17 protein-coding genes and 1 pseudogene are annotated in these 18,870 nt (G+C 62.1%); 14 read left to right on the top strand and 4 right to left on the bottom strand.

Features of this window, described 5'->3' with window-relative positions:
• Positions 1 to 20: 20 nt before the first annotated feature.
• The 6 genes from J8C01_RS09625 (at position 21) to J8C01_RS09650 (ending at position 5,908) form a co-directional block, all read left to right on the top strand.
• On the top strand, positions 21 to 2,087 hold the full coding sequence (locus J8C01_RS09625) for an alpha-ketoacid dehydrogenase subunit alpha/beta (protein ID WP_148264073.1): 2,067 nt from the start codon (positions 21 to 23) through the stop codon (positions 2,085 to 2,087).
• A 21-nt stretch (positions 2,088 to 2,108) separates the two neighbouring features.
• Positions 2,109 to 2,861, top strand: a complete 753-nt coding sequence (gene hisA, locus J8C01_RS09630) for a 1-(5-phosphoribosyl)-5-[(5-phosphoribosylamino)methylideneamino]imidazole-4-carboxamide isomerase (RefSeq protein WP_211431763.1) — start codon at positions 2,109 to 2,111, stop codon at positions 2,859 to 2,861.
• 51 nt (positions 2,862 to 2,912) lie between these two features.
• Complete coding sequence (locus tag J8C01_RS09635) at positions 2,913 to 3,599, top strand: helix-turn-helix transcriptional regulator (RefSeq protein ID WP_187288369.1); 687 nt, start codon at positions 2,913 to 2,915, stop codon at positions 3,597 to 3,599.
• A complete protein-coding gene (locus J8C01_RS09640) occupies positions 3,586 to 4,665 on the top strand; it encodes an Mrp/NBP35 family ATP-binding protein (RefSeq protein WP_041569194.1) in 1,080 nt (359 codons plus the stop codon). The genes J8C01_RS09635 and J8C01_RS09640 overlap by 14 nt, the downstream gene beginning before the upstream one ends.
• Before the next feature lie 4 nt (positions 4,666 to 4,669).
• Positions 4,670 to 4,891, top strand: coding sequence for a hypothetical protein (locus J8C01_RS09645; protein WP_211431764.1), 222 nt, complete (start codon positions 4,670 to 4,672; stop codon positions 4,889 to 4,891).
• Between the two features lie 252 nt (positions 4,892 to 5,143).
• Positions 5,144 to 5,908 carry a glycerophosphodiester phosphodiesterase gene (locus J8C01_RS09650; protein WP_211431765.1) on the top strand — a complete coding sequence of 255 codons (765 nt, stop codon included), beginning with the start codon at positions 5,144 to 5,146 and terminating at the stop codon, positions 5,906 to 5,908.
• Here J8C01_RS09650 and J8C01_RS09655 read toward each other — a convergent pair.
• On the bottom strand, positions 5,895 to 7,358 hold the full coding sequence (locus J8C01_RS09655) for a trypsin-like peptidase domain-containing protein (RefSeq protein WP_211431766.1): 1,464 nt from the start codon (positions 7,356 to 7,358) through the stop codon (positions 5,895 to 5,897). The genes J8C01_RS09650 and J8C01_RS09655 overlap by 14 nt on opposite strands.
• A 142-nt stretch (positions 7,359 to 7,500) precedes the next feature.
• Here J8C01_RS09655 and larC point away from each other — a divergent pair, with 142 nt between their 5' ends.
• A complete protein-coding gene (gene larC / locus J8C01_RS09660; protein ID WP_211431767.1) occupies positions 7,501 to 8,844 on the top strand; it encodes a nickel pincer cofactor biosynthesis protein LarC in 1,344 nt (447 codons plus the stop codon).
• Between the two features lie 116 nt (positions 8,845 to 8,960).
• The gene (locus J8C01_RS09665) at positions 8,961 to 9,674 is read left to right on the top strand and encodes an inorganic pyrophosphatase (RefSeq protein ID WP_211431768.1); all 714 of its coding nucleotides are present in this window, start codon (positions 8,961 to 8,963) and stop codon (positions 9,672 to 9,674) included.
• A gap of 79 nt (positions 9,675 to 9,753) precedes the next feature.
• Here the strand turns inward: J8C01_RS09665 and J8C01_RS09670 are convergent, their stop codons facing one another.
• The gene (locus J8C01_RS09670) at positions 9,754 to 10,050 is read right to left on the bottom strand and encodes a hypothetical protein (RefSeq protein WP_211431769.1); all 297 of its coding nucleotides are present in this window, start codon (positions 10,048 to 10,050) and stop codon (positions 9,754 to 9,756) included.
• A 257-nt stretch (positions 10,051 to 10,307) separates the two neighbouring features.
• Positions 10,308 to 11,162: pseudogene (locus tag J8C01_RS09675) on the bottom strand (formylglycine-generating enzyme family protein).
• 288 nt (positions 11,163 to 11,450) lie between these two features.
• Here J8C01_RS09675 and J8C01_RS09680 point away from each other — a divergent pair.
• A complete protein-coding gene (locus J8C01_RS09680) occupies positions 11,451 to 12,029 on the top strand; it encodes a thioredoxin family protein (RefSeq protein ID WP_014100447.1) in 579 nt (192 codons plus the stop codon).
• A 71-nt stretch (positions 12,030 to 12,100) separates the two neighbouring features.
• On the top strand, positions 12,101 to 12,757 hold the full coding sequence (locus tag J8C01_RS09685) for a riboflavin synthase (protein WP_211431771.1): 657 nt from the start codon (positions 12,101 to 12,103) through the stop codon (positions 12,755 to 12,757).
• 17 nt (positions 12,758 to 12,774) lie between these two features.
• On the opposite strand, the gene J8C01_RS09690 is transcribed toward J8C01_RS09685, so the two are convergent.
• Positions 12,775 to 14,223, bottom strand: a complete 1,449-nt coding sequence (locus J8C01_RS09690; protein ID WP_211431772.1) for a M16 family metallopeptidase — start codon at positions 14,221 to 14,223, stop codon at positions 12,775 to 12,777.
• A 345-nt stretch (positions 14,224 to 14,568) separates the two neighbouring features.
• On the opposite strand from J8C01_RS09690, the gene J8C01_RS09695 reads away from it, so the two are divergent.
• The 4 genes from J8C01_RS09695 to murJ all read left to right on the top strand — a co-directional run bounded on the left by J8C01_RS09695 (position 14,569) and on the right by murJ (position 18,745).
• Positions 14,569 to 14,784: a type II toxin-antitoxin system HicB family antitoxin gene (locus tag J8C01_RS09695; protein WP_211432717.1), complete on the top strand. Its 216-nt coding sequence runs from the start codon at positions 14,569 to 14,571 to the stop codon at positions 14,782 to 14,784.
• Positions 14,781 to 15,005 carry a type II toxin-antitoxin system HicA family toxin gene (locus tag J8C01_RS09700; protein WP_211431773.1) on the top strand — a complete coding sequence of 75 codons (225 nt, stop codon included), beginning with the start codon at positions 14,781 to 14,783 and terminating at the stop codon, positions 15,003 to 15,005. The genes J8C01_RS09695 and J8C01_RS09700 overlap by 4 nt, the downstream gene beginning before the upstream one ends.
• Positions 15,006 to 15,245: 240 nt before the next feature.
• Positions 15,246 to 17,087, top strand: a complete 1,842-nt coding sequence (locus tag J8C01_RS09705) for an ABC transporter ATP-binding protein (protein ID WP_211431774.1) — start codon at positions 15,246 to 15,248, stop codon at positions 17,085 to 17,087.
• 47 nt (positions 17,088 to 17,134) lie between these two features.
• A complete protein-coding gene (gene murJ / locus J8C01_RS09710; protein ID WP_249355441.1) occupies positions 17,135 to 18,745 on the top strand; it encodes a murein biosynthesis integral membrane protein MurJ in 1,611 nt (536 codons plus the stop codon).
• Positions 18,746 to 18,870: the final 125 nt, after the last annotated feature.

The following is an 18,870-nucleotide window of genomic DNA, read 5'->3' on the forward strand; positions in this document are numbered from 1 at the left end:
GACTCGAACCGGCCGACCTGATGGCGATGTACCGTACGATGGTGCTGTCGCGCCGTCTCGACGACAAGGAAATCCAGCTCAAGGGCCAGAACAAGGTCTTTTTCCAGATCAGCGGCGCCGGCCATGAGGCCATTCTCGTCGCGGCCGGACGGGTTCTGCGCCCCGGCTACGACTGGTTTTATGCCTACTACCGCGACCGCGCGCTGTGCCTCGAACTCGGCATGACGCCGCTGGAGATGCTGCTTGCAGCCGTCGGCGCGGCGGCTGATCCCAACTCCGGCGGGCGTCAGATGCCCTCCCACTGGGGACACAAGGACCTCAACATCGTCTCGAAATCAAGTTGCACGGGAACGCAGTTTCTGCAGGCGGTCGGCTGTGCCGAAGCCATGTACCGGCAAGCCCGATTGCAGCTTGATGAAAGGACGTTGGGGCGTACATTCCCACCTGATGCCGTCGTCTATTGTTCGGCCGGTGAAGGGACGACGAGTGAAGGCGAGTTTTTTGAATCCCTCAACACGGCCTGCAACCTCAAGCTGCCCGTCGTCTATGTAATTGAAGACAACGGCTATGCCATTTCCGTGCCGGTCGAAGTGCAAACGGCCGGTGGCAGCATCTCCCAACTTGTGCGCAACTACCCCGACCTGTTGGTGCTGGAAGTGGATGGCACCGACCTGCTGGCCAGCTACCAGACCATGCGGACGGCCGTGGACTACGCCCGCGCGCGGCGCGGCCCGGCGCTCGTGCACGCGCATGTCATCCGCCCCTATTCCCATTCCCTGTCGGACGATGAGCGGCTGTACCGCACACCAACCGAACGGGAAAGTGATGCCCGGCGCGATCCGCTCGTAACCTTTGCTCACTTCCTGCTGCGTGAGGGCATTGCCACCGAACAGGACCTCGAAGCGCTCCGGGCCGATGTCGAACGGGAAGTCAATGCGGCGGCCGATGCGGCACTGGCCAGCCCGCAGCCAGCGCCGGAAACGGCCACCCGGTATGTTTATTCGCCGGATGTGGATCCGACTTCACCCGCCTTTGACAGCCCGCGTACCAACACAGAAGGGACGCCGGGCACGATGGTGGACCTGCTCAACGCCTGCCTCCGTGACGAAATGGCGCGCGACCCACGGATTCTCATCTTTGGCGAAGATGTGGCCGACGCAAGCCGCGAGGAAAACCTCAAGGAAGTCAAAGGCAAGGGCGGCGTCTTCAAGGTGACGCACAACCTGCAACGGCTCTACGGCAGCGACCGCGTGTACAACTCGCCGCTGGCCGAAGCCAATATCATCGGACGGGCCATCGGGCTGGCCACGGCCGGGTTCAAGCCGGTCGTCGAAATCCAGTTTTTCGACTACATCTGGCCAGCCTACATGCAGCTTCGCAACGAGCTGGCGCTGCTGCGCTGGCGCTCCAACGGAGCGTTCAAGTGTCCGGTTGTCGTACGTGTGCCGATTGGCGGCTACCTCAAGGGCGGAGCGATTTACCACAGCCAATCCGGTGAAGTGCTCTTTACCCACATTCCCGGCTTGCGGGTGGTGTTTCCCTCAACAGCCGAAGACGCCAACGGCCTGCTGCGGACGGCCATCCGCGCCGACGACCCGGTGATCTTTCTCGAACACAAGCACCTGTACCGCCAGGCCTACAACAAGGGCATCTACCCCGGACCGGACTACATGATTCCGTTTGGCAAAGCCAAGGTCGTCCGGGAAGGCGATGACCTGACCGTTGTGACCTACGGCGCGCTTGTCCAGCAGGCGCTCGTGGCCGCCCGGGAAGTTGAACGCGACCATGACATTTCCGTGGAAGTCATTGACCTGCGGACGCTTTCGCCCTACGACTGGGAAGCGATCGTGGCTTCGGTGAGAAAGACCAACCGCGTCATCGTAGCCCACGAGGAACCGCTTTCCTGGGGCTACGGAGCCGAAATTGCCGCGCGCATCGGCGAAGAACTCTTTGACGACCTTGACGCTCCGGTGCGGCGGATTGGGGCCCTGGATACCTTCGTCGGCTATGCGCCGCAGCTTGAAGACTACATCCTGCCCCAGATTCCCGACCTCATCGGGGCCATAGTGGCGCTGGCCGAATACTGAGGCCGTTCCGTGATGAACCCCATGTCACAGGATTTTGAAGTCATCCCGGCGATTGATTTACGCCACGGCAGATGTGTCCGTCTGCGGCAGGGAGAAAAAACCAACGTTACGGTCTATGCCGATGATCCTCTGGCTGTTGCCCGGCAGTGGCAGGAAGAAGGCGCCACGTGGCTTCACGTCGTCAATCTGGACGGCGCTTTTGAAGACAGCGACGCTGAAAACCTTACGGCCACGGCGTGGCTGGCGCAGCACATTGACCTTCCGATCCAGTTCGGCGGTGGCATCCGCCACCCGGCCGACGCTGAACGGCTCTTTGATCTCGGCGTCAAGCGCATCATCCTTGGCACGGTGGCTGTCGAGCAGCCGGAGGTGCTCGATCAGTTTCTGGCGCGGTTTGGCCCGGCGGCGGTCGTCGTCGGGATTGACGCCCGTCACAACCGCGTGGTCACCCATGGGTGGCAGACTGACAGCCAGCACACGCCCATCGAGCTGGCGCTTCAGGTCAAGGCGCAAGGCGTCGGGCGTGTCATCTACACGGACGTTGCCCGGGACGGCATGCTCAGCGGCGTCAATGTCGCGGCCACGGCGGAACTGGCGCGGGCAACCGGGCTTCAGGTCATCGCTTCAGGGGGCGTGGCCGAACTGGCAGACATTCAGGCGCTGGCCGCCACCGGTGTGATTGAAGGGTGTATCGTCGGCAAGGCGCTGTATGAGCAGCGTTTCACCCTGGGTGAAGCCCGGCAGGCCGCGCAGCGTGGGATTTTGGAAAAATAAAAAGTTTTTTATTGACAAAAATCCCCCTTCTACGGCATGCTCCGGCATGCCATGACAACGTTTTCGGCGCTTCTCAAAGAACATCGCAGTGACATCATCCGGCTGCTCAAGCAGCACGGTGAAATGACGAACGAGGCACTGGCGGCTGCCTTGGGGTTGACCCGTGTCAGCACGCGCCGTCACCTCGAAATCCTGGAGCGCCAGGGGTATGTGACCTACCGTGCTGTTGCCCACGGGCGCGGGCGACCAAGTTACTACTACTCCCTGACGGCGCAGGCCGCGGAGCTTTTTCCCCGCAGTTATGACGTTCTGGCGTGTGAACTGCTCCAGATGACCCACGAGTGCTTTGGCCGGGAGGGCATGCTGCGGGTCATCAGCGCCCGCGCCGAACAGGTGCTGCGGCATCTGGCACCGCAGTTGGCGCCACTGGATTTTGCCGCGCGTGTAGCAAAACTCGCAGAGTTTCTCATCGAGCGGGGGTATCTTGCCGAGTACGAAGCTCTCCCCGATGGTTCGTTCCGGCTCATCGAGCGTAACTGCCCAACCATTAACGTCGCCACGGCTTTTTCGGAGTTGTGTACGCAGGAACGCCAACTGTACGAAGCGTTATTAGGGGGAGAGGTCGTTCGTGAGCAACGGCTTGCGGACGGCGACAGGGCCTGCGCCTACCGTATCTTTCCACCTTCACAGCAACCCACGACCAATCCACAGGAACGATCCCGTCATGCGAATTCTTGAACAGCAAGTCCTCGACGCACTCCGGGCGGTCCACGACCCCGACTTACACCGGGATGTCGTCTCACTGGGGATGATTCGGGACGTGACGATTGACAACGGGGCCGTGTCCTTTCGCTTTGTCCTGACGACCCCGGCCTGTCCGGTCAAGGAGCAGCTCGAACATCAGGCGCGGGAGGTCGTGGCGGCCATTCCCGGCGTCAAACAGGTGACAGTCAAAATGGAAGCCCAGGTTCCGCAGGGACGTGGCATCCCGGAAAAGGCCGGCATCCCCGGCGTGCGCAACATCATTGCTGTCAGCTCCGGTAAAGGCGGCGTCGGCAAGTCCACGGTCGCCGTCAACCTGGCCGTGGCGCTGGCCCAGACCGGCGCGCGTGTGGGATTGCTCGACACGGACGTATATGGCCCGAACGTTCCCATCATGATGGGCGTTATTGAAGAGCCACGGGTACGGGGCAACAAGATCATCCCCCGCGAAGCCCACGGCGTGAAGTTTATGTCCATTGGGTTGATCAATCGCGGCGACAAGCCGGTCATCATGCGCGGGCCGATGCTCCACGGCGTGGTGCAGCAGTTTCTGCGGGATGTCGAGTGGGGCGAACTGGATTACCTGGTGGTGGACATGCCGCCGGGCACTGGTGACGTACAGCTTTCCCTGGCGCAGCTTGTGCCGGTTTCCGGCGCCGTACTGGTGACGACCCCGCAGGAAGTGGCGCTGGCCGACGTACGCAAGGCTTTCAACATGTTCAAACAGGTTGGCATCCCGGTTTTCGGGATTGTCGAAAATATGAGCTACTTCACCCACCCCAACATCCCCGAACCGATCTACATCTTCGGGCAGGGTGGGGGCGAGAAAATGGCCAAACAGTTTGAGACAGTTTTTCTCGGCGAAATCCCCCTGAGTATCGAAGTCCGGGAAGGCGGCGACAGTGGCGTGCCGGTCGTCGTTGGTTACCCCCAGAGCACGCAAGCCAAAGCCTTTCAGGCCATTGCCGAACGACTGGCCGCCCAGGTTTCCGTGGCGGCGATGGCTTCCCCTGAACTTCCTGAACTGAACCTTGGAGGGTAAAGACATGGGACAGATGGTCAAAATTTGTGAAGAAAACCGCTTTTCCACCTTTGTCAAGAGCAAGAAGTCCGAAGGTTATCGTGACTTGGAGCGTTGGCAGCGGTGGTTTGCCGAACGTGGCATTCCATCCATCATCGCCAGTACCCCCAGTGGTTATGCCCTGTACCGCAACGGACTCATCCAGGTGGACATCCACGACGATAGTCCGGCGCGGGCAGCAGCCTGACCTCGTCTGAACCATTCTTCCCCACAATGGGGAAGAAGCCCCCTTCCCGATTGGGAAGGGGGCTTCCGATTCACAGCGCGTTGTGATCGAGGCGGGTTGACGGATTTCGTTTCGTGGCAGGAAACGAAATTTGCTGGGTTTTTGACGACCCATGCCCTGCCGTCACAGGGCAACTGAACTAACGCAGTTATACACCTCTTGGTTCCAACTGGCAACCCGGTTTCCTCCTTTTTACGCAGGTTTTCCCCTTTTATGTCTTCCGTGCCCCGGCGCCCACTGGTTTTTGGACACCGTGGCGCGGCCGGCACCTGCCCGGAGAACACTCACGCGGGTTTTCAGCAGGCGTTTGCTGAAAGGGCCGATGGGATTGAACTCGATGTGCGCTGCTGTGCGTCGGGTGAGGCCGTCGTCATCCACGATGAGACGGTTGACCGCACCTCGGATGGCACCGGGCGGATTGCCCATCTCTCCCTGTCTGACCTGCGCGGCTTTGACTTTGGGCGGGGGACAGGCTTTGGGCGTGAAACCATCCCTACGCTCGAAGAGGTCTTTGCCCGGCTTCCGGCGGACAAACTCATCAACGTCGAAATCAAAAACGACGACCTGCACAGCCACGGGGAAGAGCGCGCCGTGGCACAGCTTGTTGCCCGGTTCGGTCTGCACGGGCGCTGTCTGGTGTCCTCATTCAATCCTCTGGTGCTGTGGCGGCTTCAGCAGGCTGATGCCCGTCTGTCCCTGGCCTATCTGTACCGCCCGCAGTCGCGCTGGTATTTGCGCCCTCTCCCGATCACCTGGTGGCTCCGGTTACGGGCGCTGCATCCACACCACAGGCTGGTTACGGCGCACGGGGTGGCGCAGGCGCACCGCCGGGGGCTTCAGGTCAACACCTGGACGGTCAATGATGAAGCCGACCTGGAGCGCGTGGTGGCCTGTGGCGTGGATGGCATCGTGACCGATTACCCGACGCGGGTCGTGGCCTGGCTGGATGCCCGGATGGAACGGCTCACGGCAGCGTGAACGAAAAGAAGTTGGTGACGGCGCGGCGTTCGCCCTGTGGCGTCCTTCCGAGCGGACGGCTCACGGCCAGCACCAGGTCATCGCCCGGACGCAGCGTGCCCAACCGCGCCAGAAACTCATCCACCGTCCGCACCGTGTGCCGATTCACTGCTGTAATCAGCATCCCTTCCTGCAAACCGTTTTCGGCCGCCAAGCCCACCGGACTGACTTCCGTGATCAGGACGCCTGCCTGCCCGGCATACAGGTCCTTGACGCCAAGCTGCATGAGCTTGAGCGGCGAGGCATCCGCCACACTCAGCCCCAGGCGGCGCAGAGCTGTCTCCGGTTCCTCCGGCAACGCATCGCTGGAGGGCCCACCTCGCCGCTCGAAACGCGGGCGCATGGTACGCACCGCTGGCGATACACGCTCTTCCGTTCGGAGCATCACCGAGGTTGGCTTGCCATCCCGGAAGTAACGGACTTCCACCGTAGTATCGCCGGGGGTTGCTGCCAGTTCACGGATGAGGTCCCGTTCGCTGGTAATGGGTCGTCCGGCATACGCCACCACGACATCCCCACTGCGCAACCCGGCGGCGTAGGCGGCACCGCCTTCTTCGACGTGCTGGATGAGCGCCCCGTGGTCATTGGGCAGGCCGTACACCCGCGCAAACTGCGGTGTGACGCGATCCACCTGCACGCCCAACAAACTGCGTGAAACCTGTCCCCGCTCAATCAACTGGCGGACAACTTCGCGCACCGTCGCCGACGGCAGGGCAAACCCAATGCCGCTGTAGCTCCCGTCGCGTGAAGCTATCTGCGTGTTGACGCCGATGACTTCACCGGCGAGGTTGAGCAGTGGGCCGCCGGAGTTGCCAAAGTTGATGGCAGCATCGGTCTGGAGAAACTGTTGCAGCGTATTCCGCCGGTCGGTCACACGGTCTTTGGCGCTGATGACACCCGTGGTCACGGTCTGATCCAAACCAAAGGGACTGCCAATGGCCACGACCCACTCGCCGACGCGCAGAGCGTCGGAATCTCCGAAAGTCAGCGGCTGAATGTCGGCGCGTCCGATGAGCTTGAGAACGGCGATGTCCGTTTCAGCGTCGCCGGCCACCAGGCGCGCCGGGAGCTGCGTGCCGTCGGCCAAGCGTACGGTCAGGCGTGTGGCCTGCTGGACGACGTGGAGATTCGTCACGATGTGACCTTCGCGGTCAATGACAAAGCCCGAACCGGTTGCCCCGCCCATGCCACGCGCCAGGCTCGGCCCGGCAGCACGGATGTTGACTACGGCTGGCCGCGCCTGCTGGGCAACGCGGCTGAAGGCCAGACTGAGGGCATCAGCCGTCGGGTTGGGCATCGCCTGGGAAACCGGCCACCGGGCAGGAGGCCATCCCCACAGCAACCCCACGCCGGCAACGGCCAGGACAAAGCCGACGCCCATCCAACGGATACGCTGCCACCTCGTCGCCATCCTCTTTGCCCTCCCCGGTGAGACTGGTTGTGACGGCTGTTCAGAAGTCGGCACGTTGCGTTACCGAACAGACTTGCATCATGGCAGTAAGCGCCCCATGGTGCAGCGTCGAATTCCATCCGCGCAAGTGAGAAACGCCCGCATGTCCACGGTTCACGCCCGTCACCTTCACTTCGATACGTTTGCCGGTGCCAGCGGCGACATGATCATCGGCGCCCTGCTGGATGCCGGCGCTTCCTTTGACCGCCTCCAGTCTGACCTGGAACAACTCGGACTCGGCGGCTATACGCTTTCCCTGCGCCGCGTCCGGCGTGCCGCCATTGACTGCGCCAAATTCGATGTACGCCTCACGGATACTTCTGATGCCGAAGCCATCCCGCACCGGCATCCGCACGAAGGCCACCATGAGCATCATCACCATCACCCTGAACCGCATCACCACGAACCGCACCCACCGGAGCCGCACCATCACGGGCACCGGCACGGGCGCGGTATCCGTGAGATTCTGGCCCTTCTGGATGCCGCCAATCTGAACGCACGGGTCAGAGCCAGGGCCAAGGCAATCTTCTGGCGACTGGCTGAAGTCGAAGGGCGCGTCCACGGCATTTCCCCGGAGGACGTTCACTTCCACGAAGTCGGTGCAGTGGACGCCATCGTGGACATCGTGGGCGCATGTCTTTGCCTTGAGCAGTTGGGCGTCGAACACATCACCTCCGCGCCGTTGCGCGTTGGCTTTGGCTTTGTCGCCTGTGCGCATGGACGCTATCCGATTCCGGCTCCGGGCACGGCGGAACTGCTCAAAGGCGTGCCGTTTTATGCCGGCGATGTAGAAGGCGAATTCACGACGCCGACCGGCGCCGCCATCATCACCACCCTGTGCCGGAGCTACACCCGGACGCCGCCGTTTACCGTCACCCACACCGGCTACGGCGCCGGCACGCGCGACACACCGGGATTTCCCAATGCCCTGCGGGTGTTTCTCGGCGCGGACGGGCAGCCGGCCGACCGCCCGGATGAAGAAACGCCGTCCCTCCAGCGCATCTCCACCCTTGAAGCCAACCTGGATGACCAGTCACCGCAGGAACTGGGCTACGTTCTGGAGCGGCTGCTCGCCGCCGGTGCGCTCGATGTCTTTTTCACGCCCGTCTATATGAAAAAAAACCGGCCGGCGGTGCTGCTGAGCGTCCTCTGCTGCCCCGCAGACGAGGAGCGGCTGACGCAGCTCATCTTCCGTGAAACCACGACTCTGGGCGTCCGGGTACGTCCCGCGCTGCGCCACATCCTGCCGCGCCGGCAGGTTCGCGTCGTCACGCCAGACGGCGAAGTGGAGGTCAAGGTAGCGACACTGGCGGACGGCACGGAAAAGGTTAGCCCGGAATATGAAGCCTGCCACCGTCTGGCGGAAGCGACGGGACGCCCGCTGCAGCAGGTCTATGCTGCGGCGCGTGAAGCGTACGAAAAGCAACGAACTGCCAGTGCAGAATAAGCACGAAACCCACAGCCGCACCGGCCGGAGGAGCCACCCACCGCGTCACGGTTCATCATCCGTGCGATGTCCCCCGCCGTGCGGACAAATGTTTGAGGAGACTGGATATAGCCGTCATGGACAAAACACTGGAAGCCATTTTGTGGAAGATGATGCGGACCCTGTTCAAAGCCCACCCGTGGCATGGCGTCTCCATCGGCGAGCAGGCCCCCGCGCAGGTTACGGCCTACATTGAAATCGTGCCGACGGACGCCATCAAATATGAACTCGACAAGACGACCGGGCACCTCAAGGTTGACCGTCCGCAGAAGTATTCCAACCACTGCCCGACGCTCTACGGTCTCATTCCGCAGACCTACTGTGGCAGGCGGATTGGAGCATTCTGTGCTGAACGCACCGGGCGGACAGACATGGCGGGCGACGGCGACCCCCTCGACATCTGTGTGCTGACCGAAAAGCCAATTCACCACAGCGACATTCTCGTGCAGGCCATCCCGATTGGCGGGTTGCGGATGATTGACGGCAACGAAGCCGACGACAAAATCATTGCCGTGCTCCGCAACGATGAAGTCTATGGGGAATGGCGCGACATTTCAGAGTGCCCGAAGAATCTGGTCGAGCGGCTGCGGCACTACTTTCTGACCTACAAGGAAATTCCCGGCGCCACCGAGCGGCGTACGGAAATCACCCACATCTATGACGCCGCCGAAGCGCAACACATCATCCAGTTGAGCCGGGAGGATTACCTGGAGTCGTACGGTGAGTTTGAAACCCTGCTCAACCGGGCGCTGGCCGGCGGAGAAGCTGAAGCGCAGGCGATGCGCGCCTGACCGGCCAGCCCGGCTCCCCACGAAGCGATTCCCTTGGCTCCCTTACGTACAACGCCCGGTTGGGGGGCATCAGTGCTACTTATTTGTTGGTAGCCATTCTCATGTAGTTCAGCATCACGGTTGTCTTCTTCAGCTCTTTGTTGGGCATCGCCGAAACCATGACCACCTCACCGGATTGACGGCGGGCGCTGACGGCCTGGGTCTCACCGGAACCCGTGCGGACGACGGTGAATTCGCTGTCCTTGAGCAGCTTCTCATAGAAATTGGCCACGGTTTCCGGTGCATCATCCGAGGCCATGATGAGGCGCCCGGCCAGTGTGTTCGGGCGATCAGCCTGAATGTTGTTCTTGATTTCCGCGTTGGGGTAGATCACCACCCACGGCGGCAGGTCTTCCGGCTTGACCTCCTTGATGCCGGGCTGAAGCTGCGGCTGGGCCTTTTGCGCGCGCGCCTTCTCCCGCTCGCTGGCGCGTTTGTAAAACTCATCCAGCCGTTCTTCTTACCGGCCAACGTTCTTTTTGGAAAGTGAGGGTAAGACCGGACGGACGCACAAGAGAGCGGAAAGTCAGCACATCCACGCTCGCCGACCTTGGGGTCAGCGCCGGTCCAAATGCCCGCGGCCCAATACCGGAGCTAGCGAACGCTGGCCGCCACCCGAAAGCCAACCGAATCGAGCTTGAGTTCGGGGTCGAGTTTGTAGCGTACGGCTGATCGGCAGGCAGCAGCATTGGCAAAGTAGGAGCCACCGCGAATCGCCCGCCAGGTGCCGTTCGTCGGCCCGGTCGGGTCCTCACCGGGCGTCTTTTTGTAGTAGAGGTCATCGTACCAGTCCTAGCACCACTCCCGGACGTTCCCGTGCATGTCGTGCAGGCCAAAGGCGTTGGGTTCTTTCCGCCCCACCGGGTGGGTCCTGCCGCCGGCGTTGTCGAAGTACCAGGCCGTGGCATCGAGATTGCCCGCATATTTGCCGGTTCCTCCGGCGCGGCAGGCATATTCCCATTCGGCTTCCGTCGGCAGGCGGTAAAAGAAGGGGTCGTCCGCATCATTCAGACGCTGAAGAAAGGTTTGCACGTCCTTCCAGGAAACGCTGTCCACGGGCAGGTCGTCGCCGACGAACTTGCTCGGGTTGTTGCCCATAATCTGCTTCCACTGGGCCTGGGTGACTTCGTATTTGCCAAGGTAGAAAGGCTGGCTGATCTTGACCCGGTGCGCCGGCTGCTCATCCGGTTCACCACCGGCTTCCCCCATGGTGAACTCGCCGGCCGGAATGAGTACCAGTTCAATGCCGGCCACGCCCGCCATGGTCTTGGGCAGGTTGTTGAGGTCAAGCGGTTGGGCTTTGCTTTTCGCCCGCGCAGCAGCGCCGGGTGTACTGCCGGCGGCCGGCGTCGCCTCCCGATCACAGCCGGAGGCGAGAAAGCAACTCGTCCACACGACACACCAACCGACCAGGATTGGCAACCGGTTTCCCAACAAAGCACTTCGCATTTTCCAGTCTCCTCAGTTCCTGCGTGTTGCGTCTGGCAACAGCACCAGAAGCTACTCGTTGTCGTGGCTTTGGAAGCCAACACGATAGGATGAACTCTTGAGGGTGAACTTTTCAGGAACAGCATGAGACAGGAAAAAGCTTAATACCGTGTTACGAAGCCGGATTCCCAGCGGAAGTCACAGCCTGGCCACCGCACCGGACGGTTCATTCGAGTTTTGTTTGCGCACCAGTGCTCTCCCGGCTAGAACTTCCGCATCACGCCTTGCGCACAAGGGAGGCACTCATCCATGGCCTTGACGCCATCCACCATGCTCGCGCTGGGAACGCCGCTGCCGGATTTCACGCTGGCGGATGTCACCACCGGACGCCCTCTGTCACCAGCCACCTTTGCCGACTGTCCGGCGCTGCTCGTGATGTTCATCTGCCGCCATTGTCCTTACGTCAAGCACGTCCAGCGGGAACTCACGGCACTGGCCAATGAGTATGTCGCCAAAGGCGTCGGCGTCCTCGCCATCAGCTCGAATGACGCCGCCACCTATCCCGAAGACGCGCCGGAATCGCTGAAAGCCATGGCGCAGGAACTCGGTTTCCAGTTTCCCTACGCCTATGATGAGACCCAGGAAGTAGCCAAAGCTTTCCAGGCAGCCTGCACCCCGGATTTCTTTGTCTATGACCGGACACGCAAACTCGTCTATCGTGGGCAGATGGATGACAGCCGCCCCGGCAACGGCCTTCCGGTTACGGGGCAAGACCTGCGCCGGGCGCTGGATGCGGTGCTGGCCGGTGAGCCGCCGCTGGACGGACAAAAGCCCAGCGTCGGCTGCAACATCAAGTGGCGGCCGGGCAATGCGCCGTCCTATGCCTGATCCGGTGTTTGAACAAGGGTGTACCTGACGAAGGCAGGCCTGAACAAAGGCAGGCCTGAACGAGGGCGAGTATGTTTACCGGCATCATCGAGGAAGTCGGCCATCTGGAACAGCTCCGGCGGCGCTCTACCGGCGGCGTTCTGTCCATTGCCGCCAGAACCGTTCTGGAGGGCACGCACATCGGCGACAGCATTGCCGTCAATGGCGTCTGCCTGACAGTGACTTCCCTGACCGGCACGGGCTTTACGGCCGACGCCTCCGAAGAAACCCTGCGGGTGTCCAACCTGGGCCAGCTCACCCCCGGCGCAGGCGTCAATCTGGAGCGGGCCGTTGCCGTCGGCGCGCGCCTGGGCGGACACATCGTGCAGGGCCACGTGGACGCCATCGGCCGCTTTCTTTCGCGCCGTCCCAGTGGAAACGCCGTCACGATGCGCTTTGGTTTTCCGCCGGACATCGGACGCTACCTCGTGCACAAGGGCAGCATTGCCGTGGATGGCGTCAGCCTGACGATTGCCGCGCTCGGCGAGGACTGGTTTGAAATTGCCGTCATCCCGACGACGCTTGCCTGGACGACGCTGCCCCACCTCACGCCCGGCGCGCCCGTCAACCTCGAAGCCGATGTGCTCGCCAAGTACGTCGAACGCCTTTTGCAGTATTCATCGGCTTCGTCATCACCTTCGTCGGCGTCCCGGCTGACGGCCGAGCACCTGCGCGCGCTGGGTTACTAGGCAGCCGGGCAAAACGGTCAATGCGCCGTAGCCAGGGCCCGTTGCTCACCAACGAGTTCGGCTTCGGTCAGCTTCAGACTGGAAGCTGCTTCGGGCGACATCAGGGCAACAGCGACGTGAGGCTGCCCCAGAATGTAGCGGCGAAGGTAACGCTGAATGTCGGCCCGCGAGGTTTTCCGCAGGGTTGGCAGGTAGCCGCGAAAGTAGTCCAGTCCGGTTGAAGCCCACCAGAAACTCAGCGAGTGAACGTGCTCGCTGACCTTCTCCCGCGAAAACAGGTCTTCGGCCTCAAGCAGGGTTTTGGCCACGCTGAGTTCTTCATCCGTGAAGTAGTCGGCGTCGGCAAAATGTTCGATTTCGGCATAGATGGCGCGCAGGGCGGCGCGGGCTTTCTCCGGTGTGGTTTGCAGCGTGAGGGTAATCGGGCCGACGTTGCGCTGGGTCAGGTAGATCAAATCCACGCCGGTAGCGAGACCACTGTCCACGAGCGCCCGCTGGAAACGGCTGTTTGGCTGCCGCAGGATGAACGAGAACACATCTGCCGCGTAGGTGGCCGCATCGTCCTTGCCAATCGAAGGGCCGTGCCAGCCGATCTGAATGGTGACGTTCTGCACGGGCTGCGTCACCACGACGCCTTCACTTGCTTTCAGCGGCGGATGTTCCACCAACGGGTACTTTTTGAACGGGTCTTCACCACGCGGCCAGTCTCCGAAATACGTTGCCACGAGGCGAAAGGCCTCTTCGGGTTCGACATCGCCGGCAACGAGGACGGCAGCGTTGTTCGGCACATAGTACCGCTGCTGGATGAGCCGCATCTGATCGGTTGTTGCCGCAGCCACGGTTTCGCGCGTCCCAAGGGGATTTTTGCGGCTGGTGTAGGTCGCAAACAGCCGCCGCGTCATTTCGGTTGAAAGGTAGTAGTAGGGATTTGACTCATTGCGGTCTATTTCGCCCAGTACGACTTCTTTTTCGCGGGCAAATTCCTCCTCGTCGAAAGCCGGGTACAGGGCGGCATCCCGCATGAAGCGCAGCGCTGTGGGCAGATGCCGGCTGAGCGTGGTGAAGTAGTAGTTGACCAGCTCGGTGTTTGTTGTGCCGTTGTAAATGATGCCCAGTTCGCCAATGGTGCGCAGGTAGGTTTCCTGATTTTTCACGGCCCGGTTGGCCTTGAAGAACATGTGCTCGTAAAGGTGCGACAGGCCGTTGAGTTCGGGCGGCTCGGTGAAGGAACCGTTGCGGCAGGCAAGTTCAATCGTCACCAGCGGTACGGCGTGGTCTTCATAGACGATGACTTCGAGGCCGTTTGGCAGTTGGCGGTTGAAAAGCTGGGCGTACTCCGGGGCCGAAGCATCAGGCGCTTTGGCGGGAGCAGGTCTTTGGGCAGCGCGCTGGCTGCTGCCCGGCGGCAGGGCGGTTCCTACGGTTGAAAACCAGAGCGTCAGGCAGATGAGAAACCAAAGGCGCATGGTGCAGGCGTTTCCAGTGTGGGAGCATGGAGTACGGCGGCGGCAGGGGCTGGCCCGGAGGGCATCTTGGCGGGACGCGGCCGGGCCGTCAATGCCGTCGGCCGCTGTGGCGACACCCGCCGTATGTTGACTATCCACGGCTCAGGCGCATGTGCGCGGCGCTTTCGTGGGCTTGTTATCCAGAATCCTCAAAGACAACGATGTGTAAGGTGTACACTGAAACCGGCGTGTGCCATTCCTCCGACAGGTCGGCTTGAGCCGACATCGTTTGCGACCTGGAGCTGCACATTGCCGGACAGTACCCTTCAGAACAACTTATCAGGAGCAAAAACGGAGAAAGAACAAATGCAAAGAGAATTCAGCGTCATCATTGAGCGCGATCCGGAAGGTTACTATGTAGCCAGTGTTCCTGAATTACGCGGCTGCCATACTCAAGCCAAATCCCTGGATACCCTGATGAAGCGAGTCCGCGAAGCCATCGAGCTGTGCCTGGAAGTCGAAGGGGAACATACCTCACGTCAGGAATTCGTAGGGATTCAGCGCGTCTGGGTTGAAGTATGACGAAACTGCCGCGCGTCAAAGGTCAAGAACTTATTGCGGCGCTGCACAAGGCTGGCTTTGACGTAGTGCGTATCAAGGGAAGCCATCATTTTCTGCGCCATTCTGATGGCCGCTGTACCGTTATACCTGTTCATCGCGGAGAAACCATTGGACCAGGTTTGATGTCCAAGATTCTGCGCGATTGTGAGATCACGTCTGAAGCGTTGCTGGAGCTTCTGTAAGGACGCTCATCCTCTTTGTAAAACGCTGCGCCCGCTTTCAAACAGGCAGACTTGGGGAGGATCACCCGGCACAACCCAGTGCAGGCCAGGTCACGCCATTGCCAATACCACCTTTGTTTCAGGAGATAAAACTGGCGGGGGCGCGTGTTATCCCAACCGGTTCTCGACTATAAAGACACCTGCGCGCCGGGCGCGACCACGGCGCACCGAAACCGGCAGACGGCTTCAGCCCTGTAAACCATGAGTTCTTCTCCCACAGCCTCACTCGCCTCGCCCGTTGCTTCAGCGCCAACCGCTGCATCTTCAGCCCAACCTTCCAGCCCCACGCTCACCCCGTGGCAGCGCCTGCTCCGCTTCTGCGCGCCCTACTGGCCCAGCTTTCTGCTCGGCGGGCTGTGCATTCTGGCCAGCGCCTATATCAACCTGCTGTCGCCACAGGTGATTCGTACGGCTGTGGATGACCTTGGCAAGGGCGTCACGCAGTCCAAGATCGCACGCTATGCCGGGCTGGTTGTCGGCATCGCCGCCATCCGGGGGCTGTTTTTGTTCTGGCAGCGGCGCATCCTCATCAACCGCTCGCGCGACATCGAATACGACCTGCGTCAGGCCTTCTACGCCCATCTCCAGCAGCAACCGCCGTCCTTTTTCCATCGCCAGCGGATTGGCGATCTGATGTCGCGTGCCACGAACGACATCGGCGCCGTACGCATGCTCATCGGCCCGGCCGTACTCTACGGTCTCAACACGCTGTTCACCGTCCTGCTCGTTCTGCCCGCCATGGTGGCCGTCAACGTCACCCTCACCGCCTTCGCCCTCATCACCCTGCCGCTGGCGGCGGCCGCCACGAAATACTTTGGGGCGCGCATCCACGACCAGTCGGAGCGCATTCAGGAATACTTCGGACTGGTGACGGCCAAGGCGCAGGAAAACTTTTCCGGCGTCCGTGTCGTGCGCGCCTTCGCCCAGGAAGCCGCTGAAGAAGCCGCCTTCGACGCCATGAACCGGGAGTTCGTCCGACGCAACCTGCAACTCATCCGGCTGTCGGCCCTGTTTCGTCCGGTTCTCGACATCCTGTTCGGACTCGGCCCGGCCATTGTGCTGTGGTACGGCGGGCGGCTCGTTCTGCGTGGGGAGCTGACCCTGGGGCAGTTCGTGGAATTCAACCTCTACCTGACCATGCTCGTCTGGCCGATGATTGCGCTGGGCTGGGTTGTCAACCTCACCCAGCGCGGACTGGCCAGCATGGGACGATTGTCCAAAATTTTCGATGAAGCTCCGGCCATTCATGACGCAGCCGCCGTTCCCAACCTGCCGCCCGTTGCCGGCGACATCGAGTTCCGACACCTGACCTTCGCCTACCCGGGCCCTGACGGCATGCCGGGTCCGCCTGTGCTGCGCGACATTTCGCTCACCATCCCACGCGGTGCGACCCTGGCGATAGTTGGCTCCACCGGCGCCGGCAAAAGCACGCTGGCCAATCTCATTCCCCGACTGCTCGATGCACCACCTGGGACGCTGTTTATTGACGGGCGGCCCATCCACGCTTACCCACTGCATCAACTCCGGGCAGCCATCGGCTACGCGCCCCAGGAAGCCTTCCTCTTCAGCGATACCATTGCCGCCAACATTGCCTTTGGCGTTGAGCATGCAACGCCTGAAGCCATCGCCCAGGCGGCCGAACAGGCCGGCCTGCGCGAAGATGTGGAACGCTTCCCAAAGGGCTTTGAAACTGTCATCGGTGAACGCGGCATCACCCTTTCCGGCGGACAGAAACAACGCACGGCGCTGGCCCGCGCCATCCTGCGCAATCCCCGCATCCTCATCCTCGACGATGCCCTTTCGGCCGTGGATACCGACACCGAAGCGCGCATCCTGAGACATCTCCGGCAGGTGATGCGCGGACGGACCACCATCCTCATCGCCCACCGGATTTCAACCGTCAAGGATGCCGACCACATCGTGTTTCTCGAAGACGGGCAGATTGTCGAACAGGGAACGCATGACCAGCTCGTGGCCCTTGGCGGCCGCTACGCGGCGCTGTATGAACGGCAAAAACTCGAAGCCGAACTCGCGGCGCTCTGAACGATGGCGGGGCCACCGGGCGGCGGCCCCTTTCAGGTAATCCCTGCATGCCGACGTTTCCCAAGCTTCCGGCGGCGCTTCTGGTTGGAATGGGCATTCTGGCCAGCCGGGTGTCGGGACTCATCCGCAACAAGGTTTTTGCCTACTACTTCGGCGACACCGATCTGGCCGGGGTCTATCGCGCAGCGCAGCGCATTCCGAACGTGCTGCAAAACCTGCTCGGCGAAGGCGCGCTCTCGGCCTCGTTCATTCCAGCCTATGCGCGGCTGCTGGCCGAAGGCCGGACCGACGAAGCCGGACGCCTCGCCGGGGCCATCTTCAGTCTGCTGGCCGTCGTCGTGGCCGGACTCGTGGCCGCCGGCATGGCGCTTGCGCCCTGGCTGACGCGCCTCATTGCGCCCGGCTTTACCGGTGAAAACTACGCCCTGACGGTCACACTGGTACGGATTTTCTTCCCCGGCATCGGCCTGCTGGTGCTGTCGGCCTGGTGTCTGGGTGTTCTCAACAGCCACCGGCGGTTTCTGCTGCCTTACGCTGCGCCCGTGGCGCTCAATCTCGTCGTCATCCTGACGCTGCTGGTGTTTGGCGGACAACCGCTCGAACACCTCGTCGTCTGGACGACCTGGGGCAATGTCGTGGGAAGCGCCGTCATGCTGGCCGTACAGCTTCCGACGGTCTGGCGCATGGCACCGCCGCTCCAGTTGGGTTTTCAGCTCGACGGTGCGCCCACCCGCGAGGTCATCGGTAACTTCTTTCCGGCGCTCGTCAGCCGGGGCGTCGCACAGATCAGCGGCTATCTGGACAACATCCTGGCCAGCCTCATTTCACCAGGCGCCGTCGGCATTCTGGGCTACGCGCAGGACGTGTACATGCTGCCCGTCAGCCTGTTCGGGCTGGCGATTTCGGCAGCCGAACTTCCAGCCCTGTCCAGCGCCACCGGCACGCCGGAAGCTGTGGCCGCCCAGATGCGCGAACGCCTGAAGCAGGCCGTACGACAGATGTCGTTTTTCGTCATTCCCTCAAGTGTGGCTTTTGTCGTGTTGGGCGGCAGTATTGTCGGCGTGCTCTACCGGGGCGGACGTTTCGATGACAACGCCACGGCGGCCGTCTGGCTGACACTCGCGGCGGCAGCGATTGGCTTGCGCGCGGCGACGCAGGCCCGGCTCTACGCCTCTGGATTTTATGCCCTGGGCGACACCCGCACACCACTGCGCTACGCACTGGCACGGGTTGGGTTGGGCGCGGGGGGCGGCGCGGTCGCGGCGCTGTACCTGCCAGGCCGGTGGGGCCTGCCGTCGGCGTGGGGCGTCGCCGGACTGGCCGCGGCTTCGGGGCTTGCCGCCTGGGTGGAGTTCGTTCTGCTGCGCCGCAGCCTGCACGGACGCATCGGGCCGCTGGCTGACAACCGCCTCGAACGTGCCGGACTGTGGCTGTGCGCGCTGCTCGCGGCCGGAAGCGCCTGGGCGGTCATCTCGCTCGTCGCTCCGGCGGTCAGTTCAGGTGCATCGTGGCGCTGGCTGGCTGATCTCGGCGGGCTGGCGCTGTACGGCGGTGTGTACCTGACAGCGACCGTTGTCCTGCGACTGACGCCGTTCGATCTTCAGGCACGGTTGCGCCGCCTGGCCGGAAGGGATGAGGGAGGGGCGGATAGCGAATAGCGGATAGCGAATAGCGAGTGGCGAATAGCGAGTGGCGAGTGGCGAGTGGCGAGTAGCGAGTGGCGAGTGGCGAGTGGCGAGTGGCGAGTGGCGAGTGGCGAGTGGGGAGTAGCGAGTAGGGAATA

Origin of the sequence: Chloracidobacterium sp. D (genome assembly GCF_018304685.1) — a bacterium.
In the GTDB taxonomy this organism is placed as follows: domain Bacteria; phylum Acidobacteriota; class Blastocatellia; order Chloracidobacteriales; family Chloracidobacteriaceae; genus Chloracidobacterium; species Chloracidobacterium thermophilum.

Coding starts and splice junctions, on each gene's coding strand:
- J8C01_RS09625 (WP_148264073.1), top strand. CDS start 21: ATGGCGATGTACCGTACGATGGTGCTGTCGCGCCGTCTCGACGACAAG.
- hisA (WP_211431763.1), top strand. CDS start 2,109: ATGTCACAGGATTTTGAAGTCATCCCGGCGATTGATTTACGCCACGGC.
- J8C01_RS09635 (WP_187288369.1), top strand. CDS start 2,913: ATGACAACGTTTTCGGCGCTTCTCAAAGAACATCGCAGTGACATCATC.
- J8C01_RS09640 (WP_041569194.1), top strand. CDS start 3,586: ATGCGAATTCTTGAACAGCAAGTCCTCGACGCACTCCGGGCGGTCCAC.
- J8C01_RS09645 (WP_211431764.1), top strand. CDS start 4,670: ATGGGACAGATGGTCAAAATTTGTGAAGAAAACCGCTTTTCCACCTTT.
- J8C01_RS09650 (WP_211431765.1), top strand. CDS start 5,144: ATGTCTTCCGTGCCCCGGCGCCCACTGGTTTTTGGACACCGTGGCGCG.
- J8C01_RS09655 (WP_211431766.1), bottom strand. CDS start 7,358: ATGGCGACGAGGTGGCAGCGTATCCGTTGGATGGGCGTCGGCTTTGTC.
- larC (WP_211431767.1), top strand. CDS start 7,501: ATGTCCACGGTTCACGCCCGTCACCTTCACTTCGATACGTTTGCCGGT.
- J8C01_RS09665 (WP_211431768.1), top strand. CDS start 8,961: ATGGACAAAACACTGGAAGCCATTTTGTGGAAGATGATGCGGACCCTG.
- J8C01_RS09680 (WP_014100447.1), top strand. CDS start 11,451: ATGGCCTTGACGCCATCCACCATGCTCGCGCTGGGAACGCCGCTGCCG.
- J8C01_RS09685 (WP_211431771.1), top strand. CDS start 12,101: ATGTTTACCGGCATCATCGAGGAAGTCGGCCATCTGGAACAGCTCCGG.
- J8C01_RS09690 (WP_211431772.1), bottom strand. CDS start 14,223: ATGCGCCTTTGGTTTCTCATCTGCCTGACGCTCTGGTTTTCAACCGTA.
- J8C01_RS09695 (WP_211432717.1), top strand. CDS start 14,569: ATGCAAAGAGAATTCAGCGTCATCATTGAGCGCGATCCGGAAGGTTAC.
- J8C01_RS09700 (WP_211431773.1), top strand. CDS start 14,781: ATGACGAAACTGCCGCGCGTCAAAGGTCAAGAACTTATTGCGGCGCTG.
- J8C01_RS09705 (WP_211431774.1), top strand. CDS start 15,246: ATGAGTTCTTCTCCCACAGCCTCACTCGCCTCGCCCGTTGCTTCAGCG.
- murJ (WP_249355441.1), top strand. CDS start 17,135: ATGCCGACGTTTCCCAAGCTTCCGGCGGCGCTTCTGGTTGGAATGGGC.